Annotated in this window: 2 protein-coding genes; both read left to right on the forward strand. The window is 74.9% G+C overall.

Features of this window, described 5'->3' with window-relative positions; genetic code table 11:
• The first annotated feature begins 18 nt into the window (after window positions 1-18).
• A complete protein-coding gene (locus SPRI_RS35485) occupies window positions 19-7794 on the forward strand; it encodes a non-ribosomal peptide synthetase (RefSeq protein ID WP_005321844.1) in 7776 nt (2591 codons plus the stop codon).
• On the forward strand, window positions 7791-22337 hold the full coding sequence (locus SPRI_RS35490; RefSeq protein ID WP_053556622.1) for a non-ribosomal peptide synthetase: 14547 nt from the start codon (window positions 7791-7793) through the stop codon (window positions 22335-22337). Before SPRI_RS35485 ends, SPRI_RS35490 begins: the two co-directional genes overlap by 4 nt.
• Window positions 22338-22347: the final 10 nt, after the last annotated feature.

The following is a 22347-nucleotide window of genomic DNA, read 5'->3' on the forward strand; positions in this document are numbered from 1 at the left end:
CCGGACCTTGGGGGAAGAGTGCTCGTTCCCGACGACGCGCGTCTGCCGCTGACGGCGGCCCAGCTCGGCATCTGGTTCGCGCAGGCGCGGGACCCGCACAGTCCCGTCTTCAACACCGGCGAATACGTCGAACTCACCGGCGGCCTCGACGCCGACCGCTTCGAGGCGGCGCTGCGCGCCACCGTCGCCCGCACCGACGCCCTGCGGCTGCGTTTCCACACCGACGCCGAGGGGACCGTCACCCAGTCCGTCGCCGACGACGTCCCCTTCACCCTGCACCGCGTCGACGTCAGCGCCGAGGACGACCCCGCGGCCGCCGCGGACGCCTGGATGCGCGACGTCATCGCCCGGCCCCTCGACGTGACCTGCGGCCGGCCCCTGTTCACCCAGGCGCTGTTCACCCTCGGCCCCGGCCGCCACCGCTGGTTCCAGCACGTGCACCACCTGCTCCTCGACGGGTACGGCTTCCGCCTCGTCGCCGAACGCGTGGCCGCCGCCTACCGCGCCGGAGCCGAAGCAGGCGACGCCGAAGCCGGTGACACCGAGCCCGGCATACGGGACCTGCTCGCCGCCGAGGCCGACTGGCGCGCCTCCGACGCCTACGCCCAGGACCGCGCCCACTGGCTCGCCACCCCCCGCCACACGCCCGTCACCCTCGCCGGCACCACCGCCCCGGCAGCGCCGGGCGCGCTGCGCCGCACCGCGTCCGCCGGACCCGAGGTGCTCGCCGGACTCGACGCCGTGGCCCGCGCCGCGGAGACCGGCCGGCAGGTCGCCTTCCCGGCCGCCGTCGCCGCCTACGTCCAGTGGCTGACGGGGGAGCGGACCGTCACCCTCGGCATGCCGGTCACCGCCCGCCGCACCTCCGCCGCCCGCCGCGCGCCCGGCACCGTCGCCAACGTGCCCGCACTGCACGTCGAACCGCGCCCCGCCGCCCCGCTCGCCGAACTGGTCGCCTCCGTGCGCGACGCCCTCGAGCCGCTGCTGCGCCACCAGCGCTACCCCTACGAGGAGGCGCGCCGCGAGCTCGGCGCGGTCGGCGAACGGGCCTACGGCCCCGTCGTCAACGTCATGCCCTACGGGCGCGCCCTGGACTTCGGCGGCCCGGCGGCGTCCGTGCACCCGGTGTCCACCGGCCCCGTGGAGGACCTGAAGTTCTCCGTGTACGAGGAGCCCGACGGCTCCGGCGCGCGGATCGACCTCGAGGCCAACGCGGCCGTGTACGGCGAGAGCGAGACCGACGCCCATCTGGCGCGCTTCGTCCGTTTCCTGGGCGCCTTCGCCGAGGCGGGCCCGGACACGCCGCTCGGCCGGATCCACGCGGCGGCCCCCGCCGCCCCCGCCGCCGCGGCGCCCACCACCGGCGGCCCCGCGCTGCACACCCTGTTCGCCGCCCGCGCCGCGGCCACCCCCCACGCGGTGGCCGTCAGCCACGACGGAGACCACCTCACCTACGCGCAGCTCGACGCCCGCGCCAACCGCCTCGCCCACCGGCTCGTCGAGCAGGGCGCAGGCCCCGAACGGCTCGTCGCCCTCACCCTGCCGCGCTCCCTCGACCTGGTCGTCGCCCTGCTCGCGGTCCTCAAATCCGGCGCCGCCTACCTGCCGCTCGACCCCGACTACCCGGCCGACCGGCTGGCCTGGATGCTCGAGGACGCGGCCCCCGTCCTCGTCCTCGACCCGCAGGCGATGACCGAGGACCTCGCCGGCTACCCGGACACCGCCCCGCGTACCGCCGTGGACGGCGCCCACCCCGCCTACGTCATCTACACCTCCGGCTCCACCGGCCGCCCCAAGGGCGTCGTGATCCCGCACAGCAACGTGGTGCGCCTGTTCACCTCCACCGACCACTGGTTCGGCTTCGGCCCCGACGACGTGTGGACCCTCTTCCACTCCTACGCCTTCGACTTCTCCGTCTGGGAGATCTGGGGCGCCCTGCTGCACGGCGGCCGGCTCGTCGTCGTCCCGTACCACGTCAGCCGCTCGCCCGGGGACTTCCTCGACCTGCTGGCCCGCGAGAAGGTCACCGTCCTCAACCAGACACCGACCGCCTTCCACCAGCTCGACGCCGCCGACCGGGCCCGTACCGCCGCCCCCGAACTGGCCCTCAGGTACGTCGTGTTCGGCGGCGAGGCTCTCGACGTGGCCCGTCTCGCCGACTGGTACGCCCGCCGCGGCACGGCCGCCCGCCTGGTCAACATGTACGGCATCACCGAGACCACCGTGCACGTCACGCACGCCCCCCTCGGCCCCGGCCACGCCGTCCCCGGCACCCCCTCCCTGCTCGGCGGCCCCATCCCCGACCTCACCCCCCGCGTCCTGGACGCCGCCCTGCGGCCCGTGCCGCCCGGCTTCACCGGCGAGCTGTACGTCGCCGGGGCGGGCCTGGCCCGCGGCTACCTGAACCGGCCCGCGCTGACCGCCCAGCGGTTCCCCGCCGACCCCTACGGGGCGCCCGGCACCCGCATGTATCGCACCGGCGACCTGGTGCGCCACCTCGACGACGGCACGTACGCCTACCTGGGCCGCGGCGACGACCAGGTCAAGATCCGCGGCTTCCGGATCGAACTCGGCGAGATCGAGAACGTCCTCGCCACCCACCCCGGCGTCGCCCAGGCCGCCGCCGTCGTCCGCGAGGACCGGCACGGCGACCTGCGGCTGGCCGCCTACGCCGTCCCCACCCCCGGGACCGAACCCGACGTGGCCGGCTGGCGCGCCCTGCTGGCCGGGCAACTGCCCGCGCACAGCCTGCCCGCCTCCTTCACGCTCCTCGCCGCGCTGCCGCTGACCGCCAACGGCAAACTCGACCGGGCGGCCCTGCCCGCCCCGCAGGCACCCGCCCCCGAGACCGCCGACGAGCCCGCCCCGGCCGCCGACCCCGGCGAGGCGGCCCTGCGCCGCATCTTCGCCGACACCCTCGGCACCCCGCGGGTGGGCGCGGACAGCGACTTCTTCACCCTCGGCGGCCACTCGCTGCTCGCCGGACGCCTCATCGCCGCCGTACGCGACACCCTCGGCGCCGAGATCACCATCCAGGACCTCTTCGAGGCCCCCACCCCCGCCGGCCTCGCCGCCCGGGTGCGCACCGCCGCCACCGGCCGCCCGCCGCTCGTGCCCAGGGACCACGGCGACGGCCCCCGCCCCACCTCCTACGCCCAGCACCGCATGTGGGTGCTGCGCGAGGTCGAGGGCGCCGCACCCACCTACAACATGCCGCTCGCGCTGCGCCTTTCCGGCACCTTGAACCGCACCGCGCTGCGCGCCGCCCTCTACGACGTCGTCGTCCGGCACGAGAGCCTGCGCACCGTCTACCCGCGCGGCGAGCACGGCGTCACCCCCCGGCTGCTGCCGCCCGAGCAGGCCCGCCCCTGGGTCATCGAGTCCCGCGTCGACGACGAACAGCTCCCCGCCGCCCTGACCGCCGCCGCCCGCGAACCGTTCAACCTCGACTGCCAACTCCCCATACGGGCCCACCTGTTCACCCTGCCCGGCGGGGACAGCGTGCTGCTGCTGCTGATGCACCACGTCGCCGGCGACGGCTGGTCGCTGCGCCCCCTGCTCGGCGACCTGTCCACCGCCTACGCCGCCCGGCTCGCCGCCCGCGCCCCCGACTTCCCGCCGCTGCCCGTCAGCTACGCCGACTTCGCCGTGTGGCAGCGCGAACTCCTCGGCGACGAGCACGACCCCGACAGCCTCGCCGCCCGCCAGCTCGCCCACTGGGAGAGCACCCTGGCCGGCCTGCCCGACCAGCTCGAGCTGCCCGCCGACTTCCCCCGCCCGCCCGTCGCCGAACACCGCGGCGGCTCCGTGCCCCTGGCCGTCCCGCCGCAGCTGCACGCCCGGCTCGACACGTTCGCCCGCGCCCACGGCGCCACCTGCCACATGGTGCTCCAGGCCGCCCTCGCCGCCCTGCTCACCCGCCTCGGCGCCGGTACCGACATCCCCATCGGCTGCCCCACCGCCTCCCGCCCCGACAGCGCCCTCGACGACCTGGTGGGATTCTTCGTCAACCCGGTCGTGCTGCGCGCCGACACCTCCGGCGATCCCACCTTCACCGAGCTGCTGGCCCGGGTGCGCGCCACCGCGCTGGCCGCCTACGCCCACCAGGACGTGCCCTTCGACCGGGTCGTCGAACGCCTCCAGCCCGAGCGGTCCGCCGCCCGCCACCCCCTGTTCCAAGTGGTGCTGTCCTACCAGGACTTCGAGGCCCGGGCACACCTGAAGGGCCTGGACGTGCGGCGCGAGGACGTCGACTTCGGCGTCGCCAAGTTCGACCTCACCTTCAACCTCGTCGAACACCGCGGCGACGGCGAGGAGTTCGCCGGCATCGACGGCGACCTCGAGTACGACACCGCCCTGTACGAGCGGGCCACCGCCGAAGCCCTCACCGGCCGGCTGCTGCGGCTCCTCGACGCCGTCGTCACCGACCCGCAGGCGCCGGTCGGCTCCCACGACCTCCTCGAAGAGGCCGAACACGCCCGCCTGGCAGCCTTCAACGACACCGCCCGGCCCGTGCCGCGAGCCGGCCTCGCCGAACTCTTCACCGCCCAGGCCCGCCGCACCCCCGATGCGGTCGCCGTCGTCGGCGACGACGGCACCGAACTCACCTACGCCGAACTCGACGCCCGCTCCGGCGCCCTCGCCCGGCGGCTCGCCGCCGCCGGCGCCGGCCGCGAGTCGGCCGTCGCCGTCCTCCAGCAGCGCTCGGTGCACCTGGTCGTGTCCCTGCTCGCCGTCCTCAAGGCGGGCGGCTTCTACGTGCCGCTCAACACCCGCTACCCGGCCGACCGGATGCGCCTGATCACCGCCGACGTCAAGGCCCGGGTCCTGCTCACCGACCGGGCCACCGACACCGCGCACGAGTGCCGCTCCTGGGCGGGCGACGCCGACGTCCTCGTCGTCGACGAACTGCCCACCGGCGGCGAGCCGCTGCCCGTGGTGCCCGCGCACCCGCACCAGCTCGCCTACGTGATGTACACCTCCGGCTCCACCGGCAACCCCAAGGGCGTCGCCATCACCCACGGCGACGTCGCCGCCCTGGCCGCCGACACCTGCTGGCGCACCGGCAACCAGCAGCGGGTCCTGCTGCACTCCCCGTACTCCTTCGACACCTCCCAGTACGAACTGTGGGTGCCGCTGCTGTCCGGCGGGACGGTCGTCGTCGCACCACCCGGCGACCTGGACACCCGCGCCCTCGAGCGGGCGATCGTCGACGGCGGCGTCACCGGCATGTGGCTCACCTCCGGCCTGTTCAACCTGCTCGCGGAGGAGAGCCCGCACTGCTTCACCGGCGTGCGCGAGGTGTGGACCGGAGGCGACGTCGTCTCCCCGGCCGCTGTCGCCCGGGTGCTGGCCGCCTCCCCCTCGACCATGGTCGCCGACGGCTACGGCCCCACCGAGACCACCACCTTCGCCACCCACCACTTCATGCGCGCCCCGTGGCAGCAGGAGACCACCGTCCCCATCGGCACCCCCCTGGACAACACCACCTGCCACGTCCTGGACGACCGGCTGCGGCCCGTACCGCCCGGCGTCACCGGCGAGCTGTACATCGGCGGCTCGGGCCTCGCCCGCGGCTACCTGAACCGCCCCGAGCTGACCGCCGAACGGTTCGTCGCCGACCCCTACGCCCCCGGCGGGCGCATGTACCGCACCGGCGACCTGGTGCGCCTGCGGCGCGACGGCGTCCTCACCTTCCTCGGCCGCGCCGACCACCAGGTCAAGGTCCGCGGCTTCCGCATCGAACTCGGCGAGATCGAATCCGTCCTCGGCGCCCACCCCGGCATCGCGCAGAGCGCCGTCCTCGTACGCGAGGACCGGCCCGGCGACAAACGCCTCGTCGCCTACGTCGTCCCCGCGCCCGGCGCCACCGCCGACGCCACCGTGCTGCGCCGGCACGTCGCCGCCGCGCTGCCCGACTACATGGTGCCCGCCGCGTTCGTCCCCCTCGACGCACTGCCGCTGACCGGCAACGGCAAACTCGACCGCCGCGCCCTGCCCGTCCCCGACTTCGGCGCCGCCGACAGCGCCGGCCGCGCCCCGCGCACCCCCCGCGAGGAACTCCTCGCCGTGCTGTTCGCCGAGGTCCTCGGCATCGAGAAGGTCTCCATCGACGACAGCTTCTTCGACCGCGGCGGCGACAGCATCATGGTCATCCAGCTCGTCGGCCGCGCCCGGCGCGCCGGACTGCTGCTGAACGCCGCGCAGATCTTCGAGCACAAGACCGTCGCCCAGCTCGCACCCGTCGCCGAGACGCTCGCCGACACCACCCGCGAGGAACCCGCCGCCGTCGCCGCGACCGGCGACGTACCGCTCACCCCGATCATGCACTGGCTGCGCGAACGCGGCGGCCCCGTCGACGCGTTCAGCCAGACGATGGCCGTCACCGTCCCCGCCGGCCTGGACCGGGAACGGCTCGTGGCCGCCCTGCAGACACTGATCGACCACCACGACGCACTGCGCGCGGTGTTCTCCCGCGACGACGCCGACTGGACGATGCGGATCGAGGCGCCCGGCACCGTGGACGCCGCGGACTGGGTGCGCCACGTGGACGCCGCCGGCCTCGACGAGCAGGCCCTCGCCGCCCTGACCACGGCCGAGGCCGCGGCCGCCCGCGAGCGTCTCGCGCCCTTCGCCGGCCGCGGCGGGCAGGCCGTCTGGCTCGACGCAGGACCCCACCGCCCCGGCCGTCTGCTGCTGACCCTGCACCACCTCGTCGTCGACGGCGTCTCCTGGCGCATCCTGCTCCCCGACCTGAAGGCCGCCTGGGAAGCCACCGCCCCCGGCTCCGCCGCCCCCGCCCTGCCGCCCGTCACCACCTCCTTCCGGGCCTGGGCCCACCACCTGGAGCAGCAGGCCGGGCGCCCCGAGCGGGCCGCCGAACTGGCCCTGTGGACCGGGATGCTCGCGGCCGGCAGCCCACCGGTGACCGCACAGCCGCTCGACGGCCGGCTCGACACCGCCGCCACCGCCCGCGGCCTCACCCTCACCCTCGACACGACCACCACGGCCGCGCTGCTGACCACCGCGCCCGCCGCGTTCAACGGCCGCGTCGACGACATCCTGCTCACCGCGTTCGCGCTCGCCGTCACCGACTGGCGACGGCGCCGCGGACTGGGCGACAGCGACGCCGTCCTGACCGACGTCGAAGGACACGGCCGCGAACCGGGCACCAGCGGCGCCGAACTCTCCCGCACCGTCGGCTGGTTCACCAGCCTCTACCCGGTCCGGCTCGCCCTCGGCACCCTCGACGCGGCCGACGCCCTCGCCGGCGGACCCGCCGCGGGAACAGCCGTCAAACGCATCAAGGAAGCCCTGCGGCAGATCCCCGACGGCGGCATCGGCCACGGCCTGCTGCGCCACCTGGACCCCCGCACCGGCCGCAGCCTCGCCGCGCTCGCCCCGTACGGCACCCCGCCGCTCGGCTTCAACTACCTGGGCCGCTTCCCCGCCGAGGGCGCCGACGGCCTGTGGAGCGCCGCCCCCGACGCCGAGGCGATCGGCGACGGCACCGACCCCCGCCTGCCCCTCGCACACGCCGTCGAGGTCAACGCCCTCACCCTCGACGAGCCCGCCGGGCCCCGCCTGAAGGCCACCTGGACCTTCGCCGGCCGCCTCCTCGACGAGCCGGCCGTACGCGACCTGGGCGAGACGTGGTTCCGCGCCCTGAACGCACTCGTCACTCATGCCGAACGCCCGGAGGCGGGCGGCATCACCCCCTCCGACCTGTCCCTGGTCCAGCTCAGCCAGGACCAGATCGACCAGCTCGAAGCCGCGTGGAAGGTGTCCCCATGACCCGGTCCGGACTCGCCGACGTCCTGCCCCTGTCCCCGCTCCAGGAAGGCCTCCTCTTCCAGGTCACCTACGGTGCCGAGACCCACGGCCCGGACGTCTACACCGTCCAGATGGTCTTCGAGCTGCGCGGCCCCCTCGACGAGGACGGCCTGCGGGCCGCCGCCGCGGCCCTGCTGCGCCGCCACCCCAACCTGCGCGCCGGGTTCTGGCAGCAGGGCGTCGAACGGCCCGTCCAGTTCGTGCCGAACGAGGTGCCGCTGCCCTGGCACACCCGCGACTTCACCGCACTGGGCGAGAGCGACCGTGAGCGGGCCGTCGAGGCGTACGTCACCGCCGACCGTGCCGAACGCTTCGACCCGGGCGCCCCGCCGCTGATCCGCTTCGCCCTGCTCGGCCTCGCCGCCGACCACCACAAACTCGTCCTGACCACCCACCACCTGCTCCTCGACGGCTGGTCGATGCCGCTGCTCGTACGGGAGCTGTTCACCCTCTACGGGCAGCGCGGCGACGACGCGGGCATGCCCCCCGTCACCCCCTACCGCGCCTACCTGGCCCACCTCGCCGGCCGTGACGACGACGCCGCCCGCGCCGCGTGGCGGACCGCCCTCGCGGACCTGGAGGAGCCGAGCCTCGTCGCGGGCGCCGGAGCAGGCCGCGGCGCCGCCGACGGCTCCGCCCTGCCCGGCCAGATCTGGCACGAGATCGACGCCGCGACCACCGCCGGGCTCACCGCGCTGGCCCGCTCGTGCAACATCACCCTCAACACCCTGGTGCAAAGCGCCTGGGCACTGCTGCTCGGCCGCCAACTGGGCCGCGACGACGTCGTGTTCGGCGCGACCGTCGCCCACCGCCCGCCGGAGATACCCGGCATCGAGTCGACCATCGGCATGTTCATCAACACCCTGCCGGTCCGCGTCCGCGTCCGGCCCGCCGAGACACTCGGCGACCTGCTCGGCCGGGTGCAGCGGGAACAGGCCGCCCTCATCGAGCACCGGCACCTGTCCCTCACCGACATCCGCTCCACGACCGGCACCGGTGAACTCTTCGACACCGTCGTCGTGTTCGAGAACTACCCCCTCGACCCGGCCGTCCTGCGCGCCGAGGCCCGCGGACTGCGCCTCGCGGGCTTCGAGGTTTCCGACGCCACCCACTACCCGCTGAGCCTGCTCGCCATCCCCGGCGAGAGTCTCCGCTTCCGCCTCGACCACCGGGGCGACGTCCTGGACGAGGCGGGCGCCCGGCTGCTGCTCGAGCGCCTCGACACGCTCCTCACCGACATCGCGGAGCACGGCGCCGACCTGCCCGTCGGCCGCCTCGACCTGCTGTCCGCCGCCGAACGCCACCAGGTCCTCGAGGAGTTCAACGACACCGGCCTGCCCGCCGAGGACGCCACACTCGCCGCCCTCTTCGAGGCACAGGCCGCCCGCACCCCCGACACCACCGCCCTCCTCGTGGGCGGCCGGTCACTGACCTACGCCGAACTCAACGCACGCGCCAACCGGCTCGCCCGCCACCTGGTCACCCTCGGCGCAGGACCCGAACAGATCGTCGCCGTCAAGCTGGAACGCTCCCTCGACCTGTACGTGGCGCTGCTCGCCGTCCTCAAGACCGGCGCCGCCTACCTGCCCGTCGACACCGCCTACCCGGCCGAACGCATCGCGTTCATGATGGACGACGCCCGCCCCGCCGTGGTCCTCACCGGCGAGGACACGGGCCAGGACCTGAGCGGCTACGACGACACCGACCTCACCGACGCCGACCGCACCGCGCCCCTGCTGCCCGCGCACCCCGCGTACGTCATCTACACCTCCGGCTCCACCGGCACCCCCAAGGCCGTCGTCATGCCCGGCGCCGCCCTGGTCAACCTGCTGGCCTGGCACCGCCGCGAGATACCCGGCGAGGCGGGCGCCCCCGTCGCCCAGTTCACCACCATCGGCTTCGACGTCGCCGCCCAGGAGATCCTCGCCACCTGGCTGCACGGCAAGACCCTCGCCGTACCGTCGCAAGAGGTGCGCCGCAGCGCCGAACAGCTGGCCGCCTGGCTGGACGAACAGCACGTCAGCGAGCTGTACGCACCGAACCTCGTCATCGAGGCCCTCGCGGAGGCCGCCGCGGAGGCCGGCCGCACCCTGCCCGCCCTGCGCCACATCGCCCAGGCCGGCGAGGCCCTCACCCTCACCCGCACCGTGCGCGAGTTCGCCGCCGCCGTGCCCGGCAGGCAACTGCACAACCACTACGGGCCCGCAGAGACCCATGTGATGACCGGCACCGCCCTGCCCGAGGACCCGGCCGCCTGGAGCGAGCACGCCCCCCTCGGCCGGCCCGTCTCCGGCGCCCGCGTGTACGTCCTGGACAGCGCACTGCGCCCGGTCGCGCCGGGCGTCACCGGCGAGCTGTACCTGGCCGGCGCCGGCGTCTCCCGCGGCTACCTGAACCGCCCCGTGCTGACCGCCGAGCGTTTCGTCGCCGACCCCTACGCCCCGAGCCCCGGCGCCCGCATGTACCGCACCGGCGACCTCGGCCGCTGGAACACCCGCGGCGAACTGGAGTTCGCCGGACGCGCCGACCACCAGGTCAAGATCCGTGGCTTCCGCATCGAACCCGGCGAGATCGAGGCCGCCCTCACCGACCTGCCCGCCGTCGCCCGCGCCGCCGTCGTCGTCCGCGAGGACCGGCCCGGCGACAAACGCCTCGTCGCCTACGCCGTCCCCGCCGGCGAGGGCCTCGACGCGGCCGCCGTGCGCAGCCGGCTGGCCCGCACCCTGCCCGACTTCATGGTGCCCGCCGCGATCGTCGCCCTGGACGCCCTGCCGCTGACCCCCAACGGCAAGCTCGACCGGGCCGCCCTGCCCGCACCGCAGAGCACCACCGCCGTGCAGCGCACCCCGCGTTCACCGCGCGAGGAGATCCTCACCACCCTGTTCGCCGCCGTGCTGAAGCTGCCCCGCGTCGGCATCGACGACAACTTCTTCGACCTCGGCGGCCACTCGCTGCTCGCCACCCGCCTCATCTCCCGCATCCGCACCGTCCTCGGCGCCGAGATCACCCTGCGCGACCTGTTCGAGGCGCCCACCGTCGCCGGACTGGGGGAGCGGCTCGACCAGGCGTCCGGCGCCCGGCCCGCCCTCACCCCCGCCGAGCGCCCCGAGCGGCTCCCGCTGTCGCACGCCCAGCGCCGCCTGTGGTTCCTCGGCCGCCTCGACGGCCCCAACAGCACCTACAACATCCCCCTCGCGCTGCGCCTGTCCGGCACCCTCGACACCGCCGCACTGCGCGCCGCGCTCGCCGACCTCGTGGCCCGCCACGAAACCCTGCGCACCCGCTACCCCAGCCACGACGGCGAGCCCTACCAGCACATCGTCGCCCCCGCGGACGCCACACCCGCCCTCACGGTCGTCCACACCGAGGAGCACCGGCTCGCCGAACAGCTCGCGGAGGCCACCGCACGGCCCTACGACCTCACCACCGAACTGCCGCTGCGTGCCACCTTGTTCCGCCTCGGCGAGGACGAGCACGTCCTGCTCCTGCTGCTGCACCACATCGCCGGCGACGGCTGGTCGCTCGCCCCGCTCACCCGCGACCTCGCCGCCGCCTACGCCGCCCGCCGCGACGGCCACGCCCCCGGCTTCGCACCGCTGCCCGTCCAGTACGCCGACTACACCCTGTGGCAGCGCGGCCTCCTCGGCGACGCCGACGACCCCACCAGCCTCCAGGCCGCCCAGCTCGCCCACTGGCGCCAGGCACTCGAGGGCCGGCCCGCGCACCTGGAACTGCCCTGCGACCACCCCCGGCCCGCCGTCGCCACCCACCGCGGCGCCACCGTGCCCTTCCACATCGACGCCGGCCTCCACGAGAAGCTGACCGCGCTCGCCAAGGCCTGCGACAGCAGCCTGTTCATGGTGCTCCAGGCCGCGTTCGCCGCCCTGCTCACCCGGCACGGCGCCGGCACCGACATCCCCGTCGGCAGCCCCGTCGCCGGCCGCACCGACGACGCCCTCGACGACCTGGTGGGCTTCTTCGTCAACACCCTCGTCCTGCGCACCGACACCTCCGGCGACCCCACCTTCCGCGAACTCGTCGCACGCGTGCGGCAGTTCGACCTCGCCGCCTACACGCACCAGGACATGCCGTTCGAAAAGCTCGTCGAAGAGGTCAACCCCGAGCGCTCCCTGGCCCGCAACCCGCTCTTCCAGGTCGTCCTGGCGCTGCAGTCGATGCCCGCCGCCGACCTGGCCCTGCCGGGCCTGGACGTGGCCGCGGAACCGGTCCGCGTCGGCTTCGCCAAGTTCGACCTCGGCCTCGCCGTCATCGAGGAGCACACCGCCGACGGCACCCGCGCCGGCATCCGCGGCGACTGGGAGTACAGCACCGAACTCTTCGAACGCGGCACGGTCGAAGCCCTCGGCAGCCGCCTGGTGCGCCTGCTGGACGCCGTCGCCGACGACCCGGAGCGCACCATCGGCTCCGTCGACCTGCTGGACGCCACCGAGCGCCACCGTCTCCTCGTCGGCCTCAACACCACCGACGGCCCGCTGCCCGAGGAGCGCACCCTCACCGCCCTGTTCGAACAGCAGGCCGCCGCCACCCCCGACGCCACCGCCCTGGTCATGGGGGACCGCTCCCTGACCTACGCCGAACTCGACGCCCGCGCCAACCGGCTCGCCCGCCACCTCGTGGCCCTCGGCGCCGGCCCGGAGCAGATCGTCGCCCTCCAACTGCCCCGCTCCCTCGACCTGGTCACCGCCGTGCTCGCGGTGTGGAAGTCCGGCGCCGCCTACCTGCCCGTCGACCCGGACTACCCGCCCGAGCGCATCGCCCACATGCGCGCCGACGCCCGCCCCGCCCTCGTCGTCGACGCGATCCCCGACGACACCACGCTGGCGGCATACGCCGACAGCCGCCTCACCGACGCCGACCGCAGCGCGCCGCTGCTGCCCGCCCACCCCGCCTACGTCATCTACACCTCCGGCTCCACCGGGGCGCCCAAGGGCGTCGTCGTCGCCCACCGTTCACTCGCCGCGACCGTCCCCGCCCAGGCCGCCGCCTTCGGACTGGGCACCCACAGCCGCGTCCTGAACTTCGCCTCCATCAGCTTCGACGCCGCCGTGTGGGAGCTGACCTCCGCGCTGCTCACCGGCGCCGGACTCGTCCTGGCCGACGCCGACGACCTGCTGCCCGGCCCGTCGCTGGCCCGCCTCGTCCACGACCGGCACATCACCCTGATCGCCCTGCCGCCCTCCGCCCTGCCCGCCCTGCCCGACGGCGCCCTGCCGCCCGGCACCGACCTCATCGTCGCCGGCGACGCCACCGCCCCCGACCAGGCCGCCCGCTTCGCACCCGGCCGCCGCATGGTCAACGCCTACGGACTGACCGAGACCACCGTGTGCGCCACCATGAGCGAGCCCGCCACCGGCGACGGCGCCCCGCCCATCGGCCGCCCCGTCGCCCACGCCCGCGTCTACGTCCTGGACGAACGGCTGCGCCCCGTACCGCCCGGCGTCACCGGCGAGATGTACGTCTCCGGCGCCGGCGTCGCCCGCGGCTACCTGCACCGCCCCGCCCTGACCGCGCAGCGCTTCGTGCCCGACCCCTACGCCCTGCTGTTCGGCGAGACCGGCACCCGCATGTACCGCACCGGCGACCTGGCACGCCTGGACGCCGACGGCCGGCTGCACTTCGCCGGCCGCGCCGACCAGCAGGTCAAGATCCGCGGCTTCCGCATCGAACCCGGCGAGATCGAGACCGTCCTGACCGCCCACCCGGCCGTCGCCGCCGGCGCCGTGATCGCCCGCGAGGACACCCCGGGCGACAAACAGCTCGTCGCCTACCTGACGCGCGACACCACCCACCACGCCGCACCGGACCAGGACCTGGGCACCGGCCAGGTCGACCGCTGGCAGCAGACCTACGACTCCCTCTACGAGGCCGAACCCGGCCGCGCCTTCGGCGAGGACTTCTCCGGCTGGAACAGCAGCTACACCGCCGAGGAGATCCCCCTGGAGGAGATGCGCGAGTGGCGCGCCGCCACCGTCGACCGCGTCCTCGCCCTGCGCCCCCGGCGGGTCCTGGAGATCGGCTGCGGCACCGGCCTGATCCTGTCCCAGGTCGCCCCCCACACCGAGGAGTACCGGGGCACCGACCTCTCCCGCAGCGTCGTCGCCAGGCTGGCGGCCCACCTCGCCGGCCGCCCCGACCTGGCGGACAAGGTCACCGTGGACGCCCGCGCCGCACACGAGACGGACGACCTGCCCAAGGGCCGCTTCGACACGATCGTCCTCAACTCCGTCGCCCAGTACTTCCCCGACGCCCGCTACCTCGCCGGCATCCTCCACCGGGCCGCCGAACTGCTGGCCCCCGGCGGCACGATCTTCCTCGGCGACATCCGCAACCTGCGCACCCTGCACGCCTTCCGCACCGCCGTCGAACTGCGCCGCGCCGGCCCCTTCGCCGACCCCGCGGCCGTACGCCGCGCCGTCGAACAGTCACTGGCCACGGAGAAGGAACTCCTGCTCGACCCCGACTTCTTCACCGACCTCGTCGACCGCGACCCGCACCTGACCCGCGCCGACATCACCCTGCGCACGGCCGCCCACCACAACGAGATGAGCCGCCACCGCTACGACGTCACCCTCCACCGCGGCGGCGACAGCCCCGCCCCGGCGGAGACCGTCCTGCGCTGGGGCACCGACCTCGACACCGCCGGCGAACTCGCCCGCGTCCTCTCCGGCCCGCGCCCCGTGCGCGTCACCGGCATCCCCAACGCCCGCCTCACCGGCGAGACACGCGCCGCACAAGCCCTCGAACGCGGATCGGCGGCCGACGCCTGCGCCCGGCTCGAAGCCCCCGCCCCGGCCGGCGCACTCGACCCCCACGACGTGTACGCGCTGGGCGCCGTGTGCACCTGGGGCCACGACGACGACACCTTCGACGCCTACGCGGGCGACGGCACCGCCTACCGCCCCCGCACCGGCCGGCAGGGACCGCTCGCCAACGACCCGGCCCGCGCCGAGCAGGACGCCGCCCTCGTCGGCGAACTGCGCGACCTCGTCGCCCAGCGGCTGCCCGCCCACATGGCGCCCGCCGCCTACGTCCTGCTCGACCGCCTGCCGCTGAGCGCCAACGGCAAACTCGACCGCGACGCGCTGCCCGCCCCCGACCGCGGCGAGGACGCGGCCGGCCAGGCACCCCGCACCCGCCGCGAGGAGATCCTGTCCACCCTGTTCGCCGAGGTGCTGGGCCTGCCGGCGGTCGGCATCGACCGCAGCTTCTTCGACCTGGGCGGCCACTCGTTGCTCGCGACCCGGCTGCTCAGCCGCATCCGCAGCGTCCTGGGCGCCGAACTCGCCGTCCGCGACCTGTTCCAGGCGCCGACGGTCGCCGCGCTCGCCGAACGCGTCGACGGCGCCCAGGAGGCCCGCCCGCCGCTCACCGCCCGCACCCGCCCCGCCGAGGTGCCGCTGTCCTTCGCCCAGTACCGGCTGTGGTTCCTGCACCGCATGGAGGGCCCCGGCCCCACCTACAACATCCCCATGAGCCTGCGTTTGACCGGGACCCTGGACACCGCCGCGCTGCGCGCCGCGCTCGCCGACGTCACCGCCCGCCACGAAGCGCTGCGCACCGTCTACCCCGAGAGCGGCGGCGTCCCGCGCCAGCACGTCCTGCACGACGTCCGCCCCCACTTCGAGACCGCCGACACCACCGCACAGACCCTCGAGGCCGACCTCACGCGCGCCGCCCGCCGCGGCTTCGACCTCGCCCGCGAACTGCCGCTGCGCGCCACCTTGTTCCGCCTCGCCGAGGACGAGCACGTCCTGCTGCTGCTGATGCACCACATCGCCGGCGACGGCTGGTCCTGGCCGCCGCTCGCCCGCGACCTCGGCGACGCGTACGCCGCCCGCCTCGCCGGACGCGCCCCCGACCTGCCGCCGCTGCCCGTCCAGTACGCCGACTACGCGCTGTGGCAGCGCGACCTCCTCGGCGACGAGGACGACCCCACCAGCCGCCACGCCCGCCAGCTGGCGTACTGGGCCGGCGCCCTCGACGACCTCCCCGAGGAACTGCAACTGCCCTGCGACCGGCCCCGGCCCGCCGTCGCCACCCACCGCGGCGACACCGTGCCGTTCGCCGTCGACCCCGACCTGCACCAGCGGCTCAACGCCCTCGCCACCGAAGGCCGGGCCAGCCTCTTCATGGTGCTCCAGGCCGCGTTCGCCGCCCTGCTCACCCGGCACGGCGCCGGCACCGACATCCCCCTCGGCAGCCCCATCGCCGGCCGCACCGACGACGCCCTCGAGGACCTGGTGGGCTTCTTCGTCAACACCCTCGTGCTGCGCACCGACACCTCCGGCGACCCCACCTTCCGCGAACTCCTCCAGCGCGTACGCGAGTCGGACCTCGCCGCCTACGCCCACCAGGACGTCCCCTTCGAGAAGCTCGTCGAGAAGCTGCGACCCGAACGCTCCCTGTCCCGCCACCCCCTCTTCCAGGTGATGCTCGCCTTCCAGAACAGCGGCGAGGCCCGCCTCGCCCTGCCCGGCCTCGACGCCCGGGCCCTGCCCGTCGGCGTCGGCGTCGCCAAGTTCGACCTGCACCTGAGCATGGTCGAACTCCGCACCGGCGACGGCCGGCCCGGCGGCATCCAGGCCGCCCTGGAATACGCCACCGACCTGTTCGACCGCACCACCGCCCAGGCGCTCGTCGACCGGCTGCTGCGGCTCCTGGCCGCCGTCGCCGACGACCCCGGGCTCACCGTCGGCCGCGTCGAACTCCTCGACCCCGCCGAACGCCACCGCGTCCTTCAGGACTGGAACACCACACCCGGCGGCGACGGCGCCGCCCGCACACCCGTCACCGAACTCCTCGAACGCCAGGCGGCGCGCACCCCCGACGCCGTGGCCCTGGTCCACGACGACGGCCGGCTGACCTACGCCGAACTCCACGCCCGCGCCAACCGGCTCGCCCGCCACCTGATCACCCTCGGCGCCGGACCCGAACAGATCGTCGCCCTGCGCATGCCGCGCTCCCTCGACCTGTACGTCGCACTGCTCGCCGTCCTCAAGACCGGCGCCGCCTACCTGCCCGTCGACATCTCCTACCCGGCCGAACGCATCGCGTTCATGATCGAGGACGCCCGCCCGGTGACCGTCCTCGACCGCCTGCCCGACGACCTGGGCGCCTACCGGGACACCGACCTCACCGACGCCGACCGCACGGCGCCGCTACGGCCCGAACACCCGGCGTACGTCATCCACACCTCCGGCTCCACCGGCACCCCCAAGGCCGTCGTCATGCCCCACGCCGGCCTGGCCAACCTGCTGACCTGGCACGCCCGCCGCTTCCCCGGCGGCACCGGGGTGCGCACCGCCCAGTTCACCGCCATCGGCTTCGACTTCTCGGTGCAGGAGATCCTCTCCCCGCTCGTCATGGGCAAGACCCTCGCCGTGCCCTCGGAAGAGGTCCGCCACAGCGCCGAACTGCTGGCCGGCTGGCTCGAGACACAGCAGATCAACGAACTGTTCGCGCCGAACCTCGTCATCGAGGCCCTCGCGGAGGCCGCCGCGGAGGCCGGCCGCACCCTGCCGGACCTCACCGACATCCTCCAGGGCGGCGAGGCCCTCGCCCCCACCGAACGGGTACGCGCCTTCACGGCCGCCGTACCCGGCCGGCGCCTGCACAACGTGTACGGCCCCGCGGAGACCCACGCCGTCACCACCCACACCCTGGCCGCTGATCCCGCCCACTGGCCCCCCTCCGCACCCATCGGCCGGCCCGTCGACCACGACCGCGTGTACGTCCTGGACAGCGCACTGCGCCCCGTCCCGCCGGGCGTCACCGGCGAGCTGTACCTGGCCGGCGCCGGCGTCGCCCGCGGCTACCTGCACCGCCCGCGCACCACCGCCGAGCGTTTCGTCGCCGACCCCTACGCCCCACGGCCCGGCGCCCGCATGTACCGCACCGGCGACCTCGGCCGCTGGAACACCCGCGGCGAGCTGGAGTTCGCCGGCCGCGCCGACCACCAGGTCAAGATCCGCGGCTTCCGCGTGGAGCCCGGCGAGGTCGAGGCCGCCCTCACCGCCCACCCCCGCATCACCCAGGCAGCGGTCCTCGCGCACGGCGACCGCCTCGTCGCCTACGTCGTCACCACCGCGGACCGCGACCTGACCGGCGTACGCGAGCACCTGGCCGCCCGCCTGCCCGACTTCATGGTCCCCACCGCCTACGTCCGCCTCGAGGCGCTGCCGCTCACCGTGAACGGCAAACTCGACCGGGCCGCCCTGCCCGCACCGGACGCCCCCGCCGCCGGGCGCGCCCCGCGCACCGTGCGCGAGGAGATCCTGTGCGGCCTGTTCGCCGAGGTGCTGGGCACCGAACGGGCCGGCATCGACGACAACTTCTTCGACCTCGGCGGCCACTCGCTGCTCGCCACCCGCCTCATCTCCCGCATCCGCACCGCCCTGGGCGCCGAGATCACCCTGCGCGACCTGTTCGAGGCGCCCACCGTCGCCGGACTGGGGGAGCGGCTCGACCAGGCGTCCGGCGCCCGGCCCGCCCTCACCCCCGCCGAGCGCCCCGAGCGGCTCCCGCTGTCCTACGCCCAGCGCCGCCTGTGGTTCCTCGGCCGCCTCACCGGCGGCGACCCCGGCTACAACATGCCCGTCGGACTGCGCCTGTCCGGCACCCTCGACACCGCCGCGCTGACCGCCGCCCTCGCCGACCTCGTGGCCCGCCACGAAACCCTGCGCACCGTCTTCCCCGAAGGCGACGACGGCAGCCCCCACCAGCTCGTCCTCGACCCCGGCGCCGCCCGCCCCGCACTGCACCCGCGGGACACCACGCAGGACGACCTCGCCACGGAACTGGCCGCCGCCGCCCGCCACTGCTTCGACCTCACCACCGAACTGCCGCTGCGCGCCACCCTGTTCCGCCTCGCCGAGGACGAGCACGTCCTGCTCCTGCTGCTGCACCACATCGCCGGCGACGGCTGGTCGCTCGCCCCCCTCGCCCGCGACCTGGTCACCGCCTACGCCGCCCGCCGCGACGGCCACGCCCCCGACTTCGCGCCGCTGCCCGTCCAGTACGCCGACTACACCCTGTGGCAGCACGCCCTCCTCGGCGACGAGAACGACCCCGACAGCACCATCAGCCGGCAGAGCGCCCACTGGAAGGACGCCCTCGCCGGCCTGCCCGAGGAGATCCAGCTCCCCGCCGACCGGCCCCGGCCCGCCACCCCCGCACACCGCGGCGAAGCCGTCTTCCGCACCCTCGACGCCGACCTGCACCGCGAGCTGCTGCACCTCGCCCGCACCGGCGGCGCCAGCCTCTTCATGGTCCTCCAGGCCGCGGTCGCCGCCGTACTCACCCGGCACGGCGCCGGCACCGACATCCCCCTCGGCAGCCCCATCGCCGGCCGCACCGACGACGCCCTCGACGACCTGGTGGGCTTCTTCGTCAACACCCTCGTCCTGCGCACCGACACCTCCGGCAACCCCACCTTCCGCGAACTCCTCGACCGGGTACGCGAGTTCGACCTCGCCGCCTACGCCCACCAGGACGTGCCCTTCGAAAAGCTCGTCGAGGACGCGGCACCCGGCCGCTCCCTGTCCCGCCACCCCCTCTTCCAGGTCCTGCTGGCCCTGCAGAACACCCCCGAAGCCGTCCTCGAACTGCCCGGACTCACCGCCCGCCCCGAGGTCGTCACCCTCGGCGCCGCCAAGTTCGACCTCACCTTCAACCTGGCGGAACGGCACGGCCCCGACGGCGAACCCCACGGCATCGACGCCGTCCTCGAATACAGCACCGACCTGTTCGACCGCACCACCGCCGAAGCACTCACCGACCGGCTCATCACCTTCCTGCGCGCCGTCGCCGCCGACCCCGGCCGCACCGTCGCCGACGTGCCGATCCTCGACGCCGACGACCACGCCCGCGTCCTCACCGGCTGGAACGACACCGACCACCCCCGCGGCCGGCGCACCGCCGACGCCTGCCTGCCCCGCCGCATCGCCGAACAGGCCGCCCGCACCCCGCACGCGGTCGCCGTCACCGAAGCCGGCGGCACCCTGATCACCTACAGCGAACTCGACGCCCGCGCCAACCGCCTGGCCCGCCACCTGATCCGCCGCGGCGTCACCGCGGAGACCCGCGTCGCCGTCCTCGCCGAACGCTCCGCCCAGCTCGTCGTCACCACCCTCGCGATCCTCAAGGCCGGCGGCGTGTACGTGCCCCTGCACACCGGCTATCCCGTCGACCGGATGCGGCACGTCCTCGCCGACACCGAAGCGGCCCTGCTGCTCACCGACACCCACCACGCCGCCACCGCGGCCCGCCTGGACACCCCCGCCCTCACCGTCGACGAGGACACCACGGCCGGCGAGCAGGACACCACCGCCCCGGACGTCACCGTGCGGCCCGACCAGCTCGCCTACATCATGTTCACCTCCGGCTCGACCGGCACCCCCAAGGGCATCGGCATCACCCACCGCGACGCCATCGCCCTGGCCGCCGACCGCTGCTGGGACCTGGACACCGGCTCCCGCGTCCTGATGCACTCCCCGTACGCCTTCGACATCTCCACCTTCGAACTGTTCGCCCCGCTGCTGGCCGGCGGGCGGATCGTCGTCGCACCCCGCGGCGACATCGACGCGGCCGTCCTGCAGCGCACCCTCGCCGCCCACGGCGTCACCTCGCTGCTGCTGACCGCCGGCCTGCTCGGCGTGATCGCCGACGAGGCACCGGAGGTCTTCACCGGCGTCAAGGACGTGTGGACCGGCGGCGACGTCGTCTCTCCCACCGCCGTGCGCCGCGTCCTCGAAGCCTGCCCCGGCACCGTCGTCAAGACCCTCTACGGGCCGACCGAGACCACCCTGGGCTGCACCTGGCTGCCGTTCACCGACCCCCGCCGCATCCCGCCCGCCGTCCCCATCGGCCGGCCGCTGGACAACACCCGCGCCTACGTCCTCGACGAACGGCTGCGGCCCGTACCGCCCGGCGTCACCGGCGAGCTGTACATCGCCGGCGCCGGCCTCGCCCGCGGCTACTGGGACCAGAGCGCCCGCACCGCGGAACGCTTCACCGCCGACCCGCACGCCCACCTGTTCGGCGACACGGGCGGCCGCATGTACCGCACCGGCGACCTGGCCCGCCGCGACGCCGACGGCGTCCTCCACTTCTGCGGCCGCGCCGACCAGCAGGTCAAGATCCGCGGCTTCCGCATCGAACCCGGCGAGATCGAGACCGCGCTCGCCGCCCACCCCGACGTCACCCGCGCCGCCGTCGTCGCCCGCCCCGGCCGGGCCGGCGACAAGGTCCTCGTCGCCTACCTCGTCACCGCCCCCGACGCGGGCGACACCACCGCCGAACAACTGCGCGCCGGCCTCGAGACCCAACTGCCCGACTACATGGTCCCCGCCGCGTTCGTCGCGCTGCCCGCCCTGCCCGTCACGCCCAACGGCAAACTCGACCGCGACGCACTGCCCGAACCCGACTGGGGCGGCGGCGCCGGACGCCCGCCCCGCGGCCCCCGCGAGGAAATCCTGTGCGGCCTGTTCGCCGAGGTCCTCGGCGCCCCCCGGGTCGGCACCGACGACAACTTCTTCGAACTCGGCGGCCACTCCATGCTCGCCACCCGCCTCGTCGGCCGCGTCAAGACCGTCCTCGGCGCCGACATCGGCGTACGCACCCTCTTCGAGGCGCCGACCGTCGCCGCCCTCGCCGCCCGCATCGACGGCGCCGACACGGGCCACGACCCCTTCGGCGTGGTGCTGCCGCTGCGCACCGGCGGCAGCCGCGCCCCCCTGTTCTGCGTCCACCCCGCCGGCGGCTTCGGCTGGGTCTACTCCGCACTGCTGCGCCACACCGACCGCGAACAGCCCCTGTACGCCCTCCAGGCACGCGGCCTGGCCCGCCCCGAGCCACTGCCCGACGACATCGACGCCATGGCCCGCGACTACGCAGAACAGATCCGCAAAACGGTGCCCGAGGGCCCCTACGAGATCCTCGGCTGGTCCTTCGGCGGCCTCGTCGCCCACGCCGTCGCCGCCCGCCTGCAGGCCGAGGGCGCCGAAGTGAGCCTGCTGGCCGTCCTCGACGGCTACCCCGACGCCTACGACGGCACCGAGCACGAGGTCGGCGAGGAACAGGTCCTGGCGATCCTCCTCAACGCCGCCGGCGTCGACCGGGCCCAGGCCTTCGGCGACGCCCCCCTCCAACGGGCCGCCGTGCTCGAGAAGCTGCGCGACAGCGGCAGCGCCCTGGGCAACCTCGACGACGACGCGGTCGGCCGCATGGTCACCGTCTTCCTCAACAACACGCGCCTCATCCAGAACTTCCGGCCCCGGCGGTTCACCGGCGACATGGTGTTCTTCGCCGCCGCCGCCGGCCACCACGACCCGGCGCTCACCCCCGGCAACTGGCGCCCCTACGTCACCGGGCGGATCGAGGAGCACCACCTGGACACCGACCATGCCGGCCTGGCCCGGCCCGAGGCCCTGGGCGCCGTCGCCCGGACGCTGGCACAGCGCGACACGCCGCAGGCCGGCCACTGAACGATCGGAG

Origin of the sequence: Streptomyces pristinaespiralis (assembly GCF_001278075.1) — a bacterium.
GTDB lineage: Bacteria > Actinomycetota > Actinomycetes > Streptomycetales > Streptomycetaceae > Streptomyces > Streptomyces pristinaespiralis.

Coding starts and splice junctions, on each gene's coding strand:
- SPRI_RS35490 (WP_053556622.1), top strand. CDS start 7,791: ATGACCCGGTCCGGACTCGCCGACGTCCTGCCCCTGTCCCCGCTCCAG.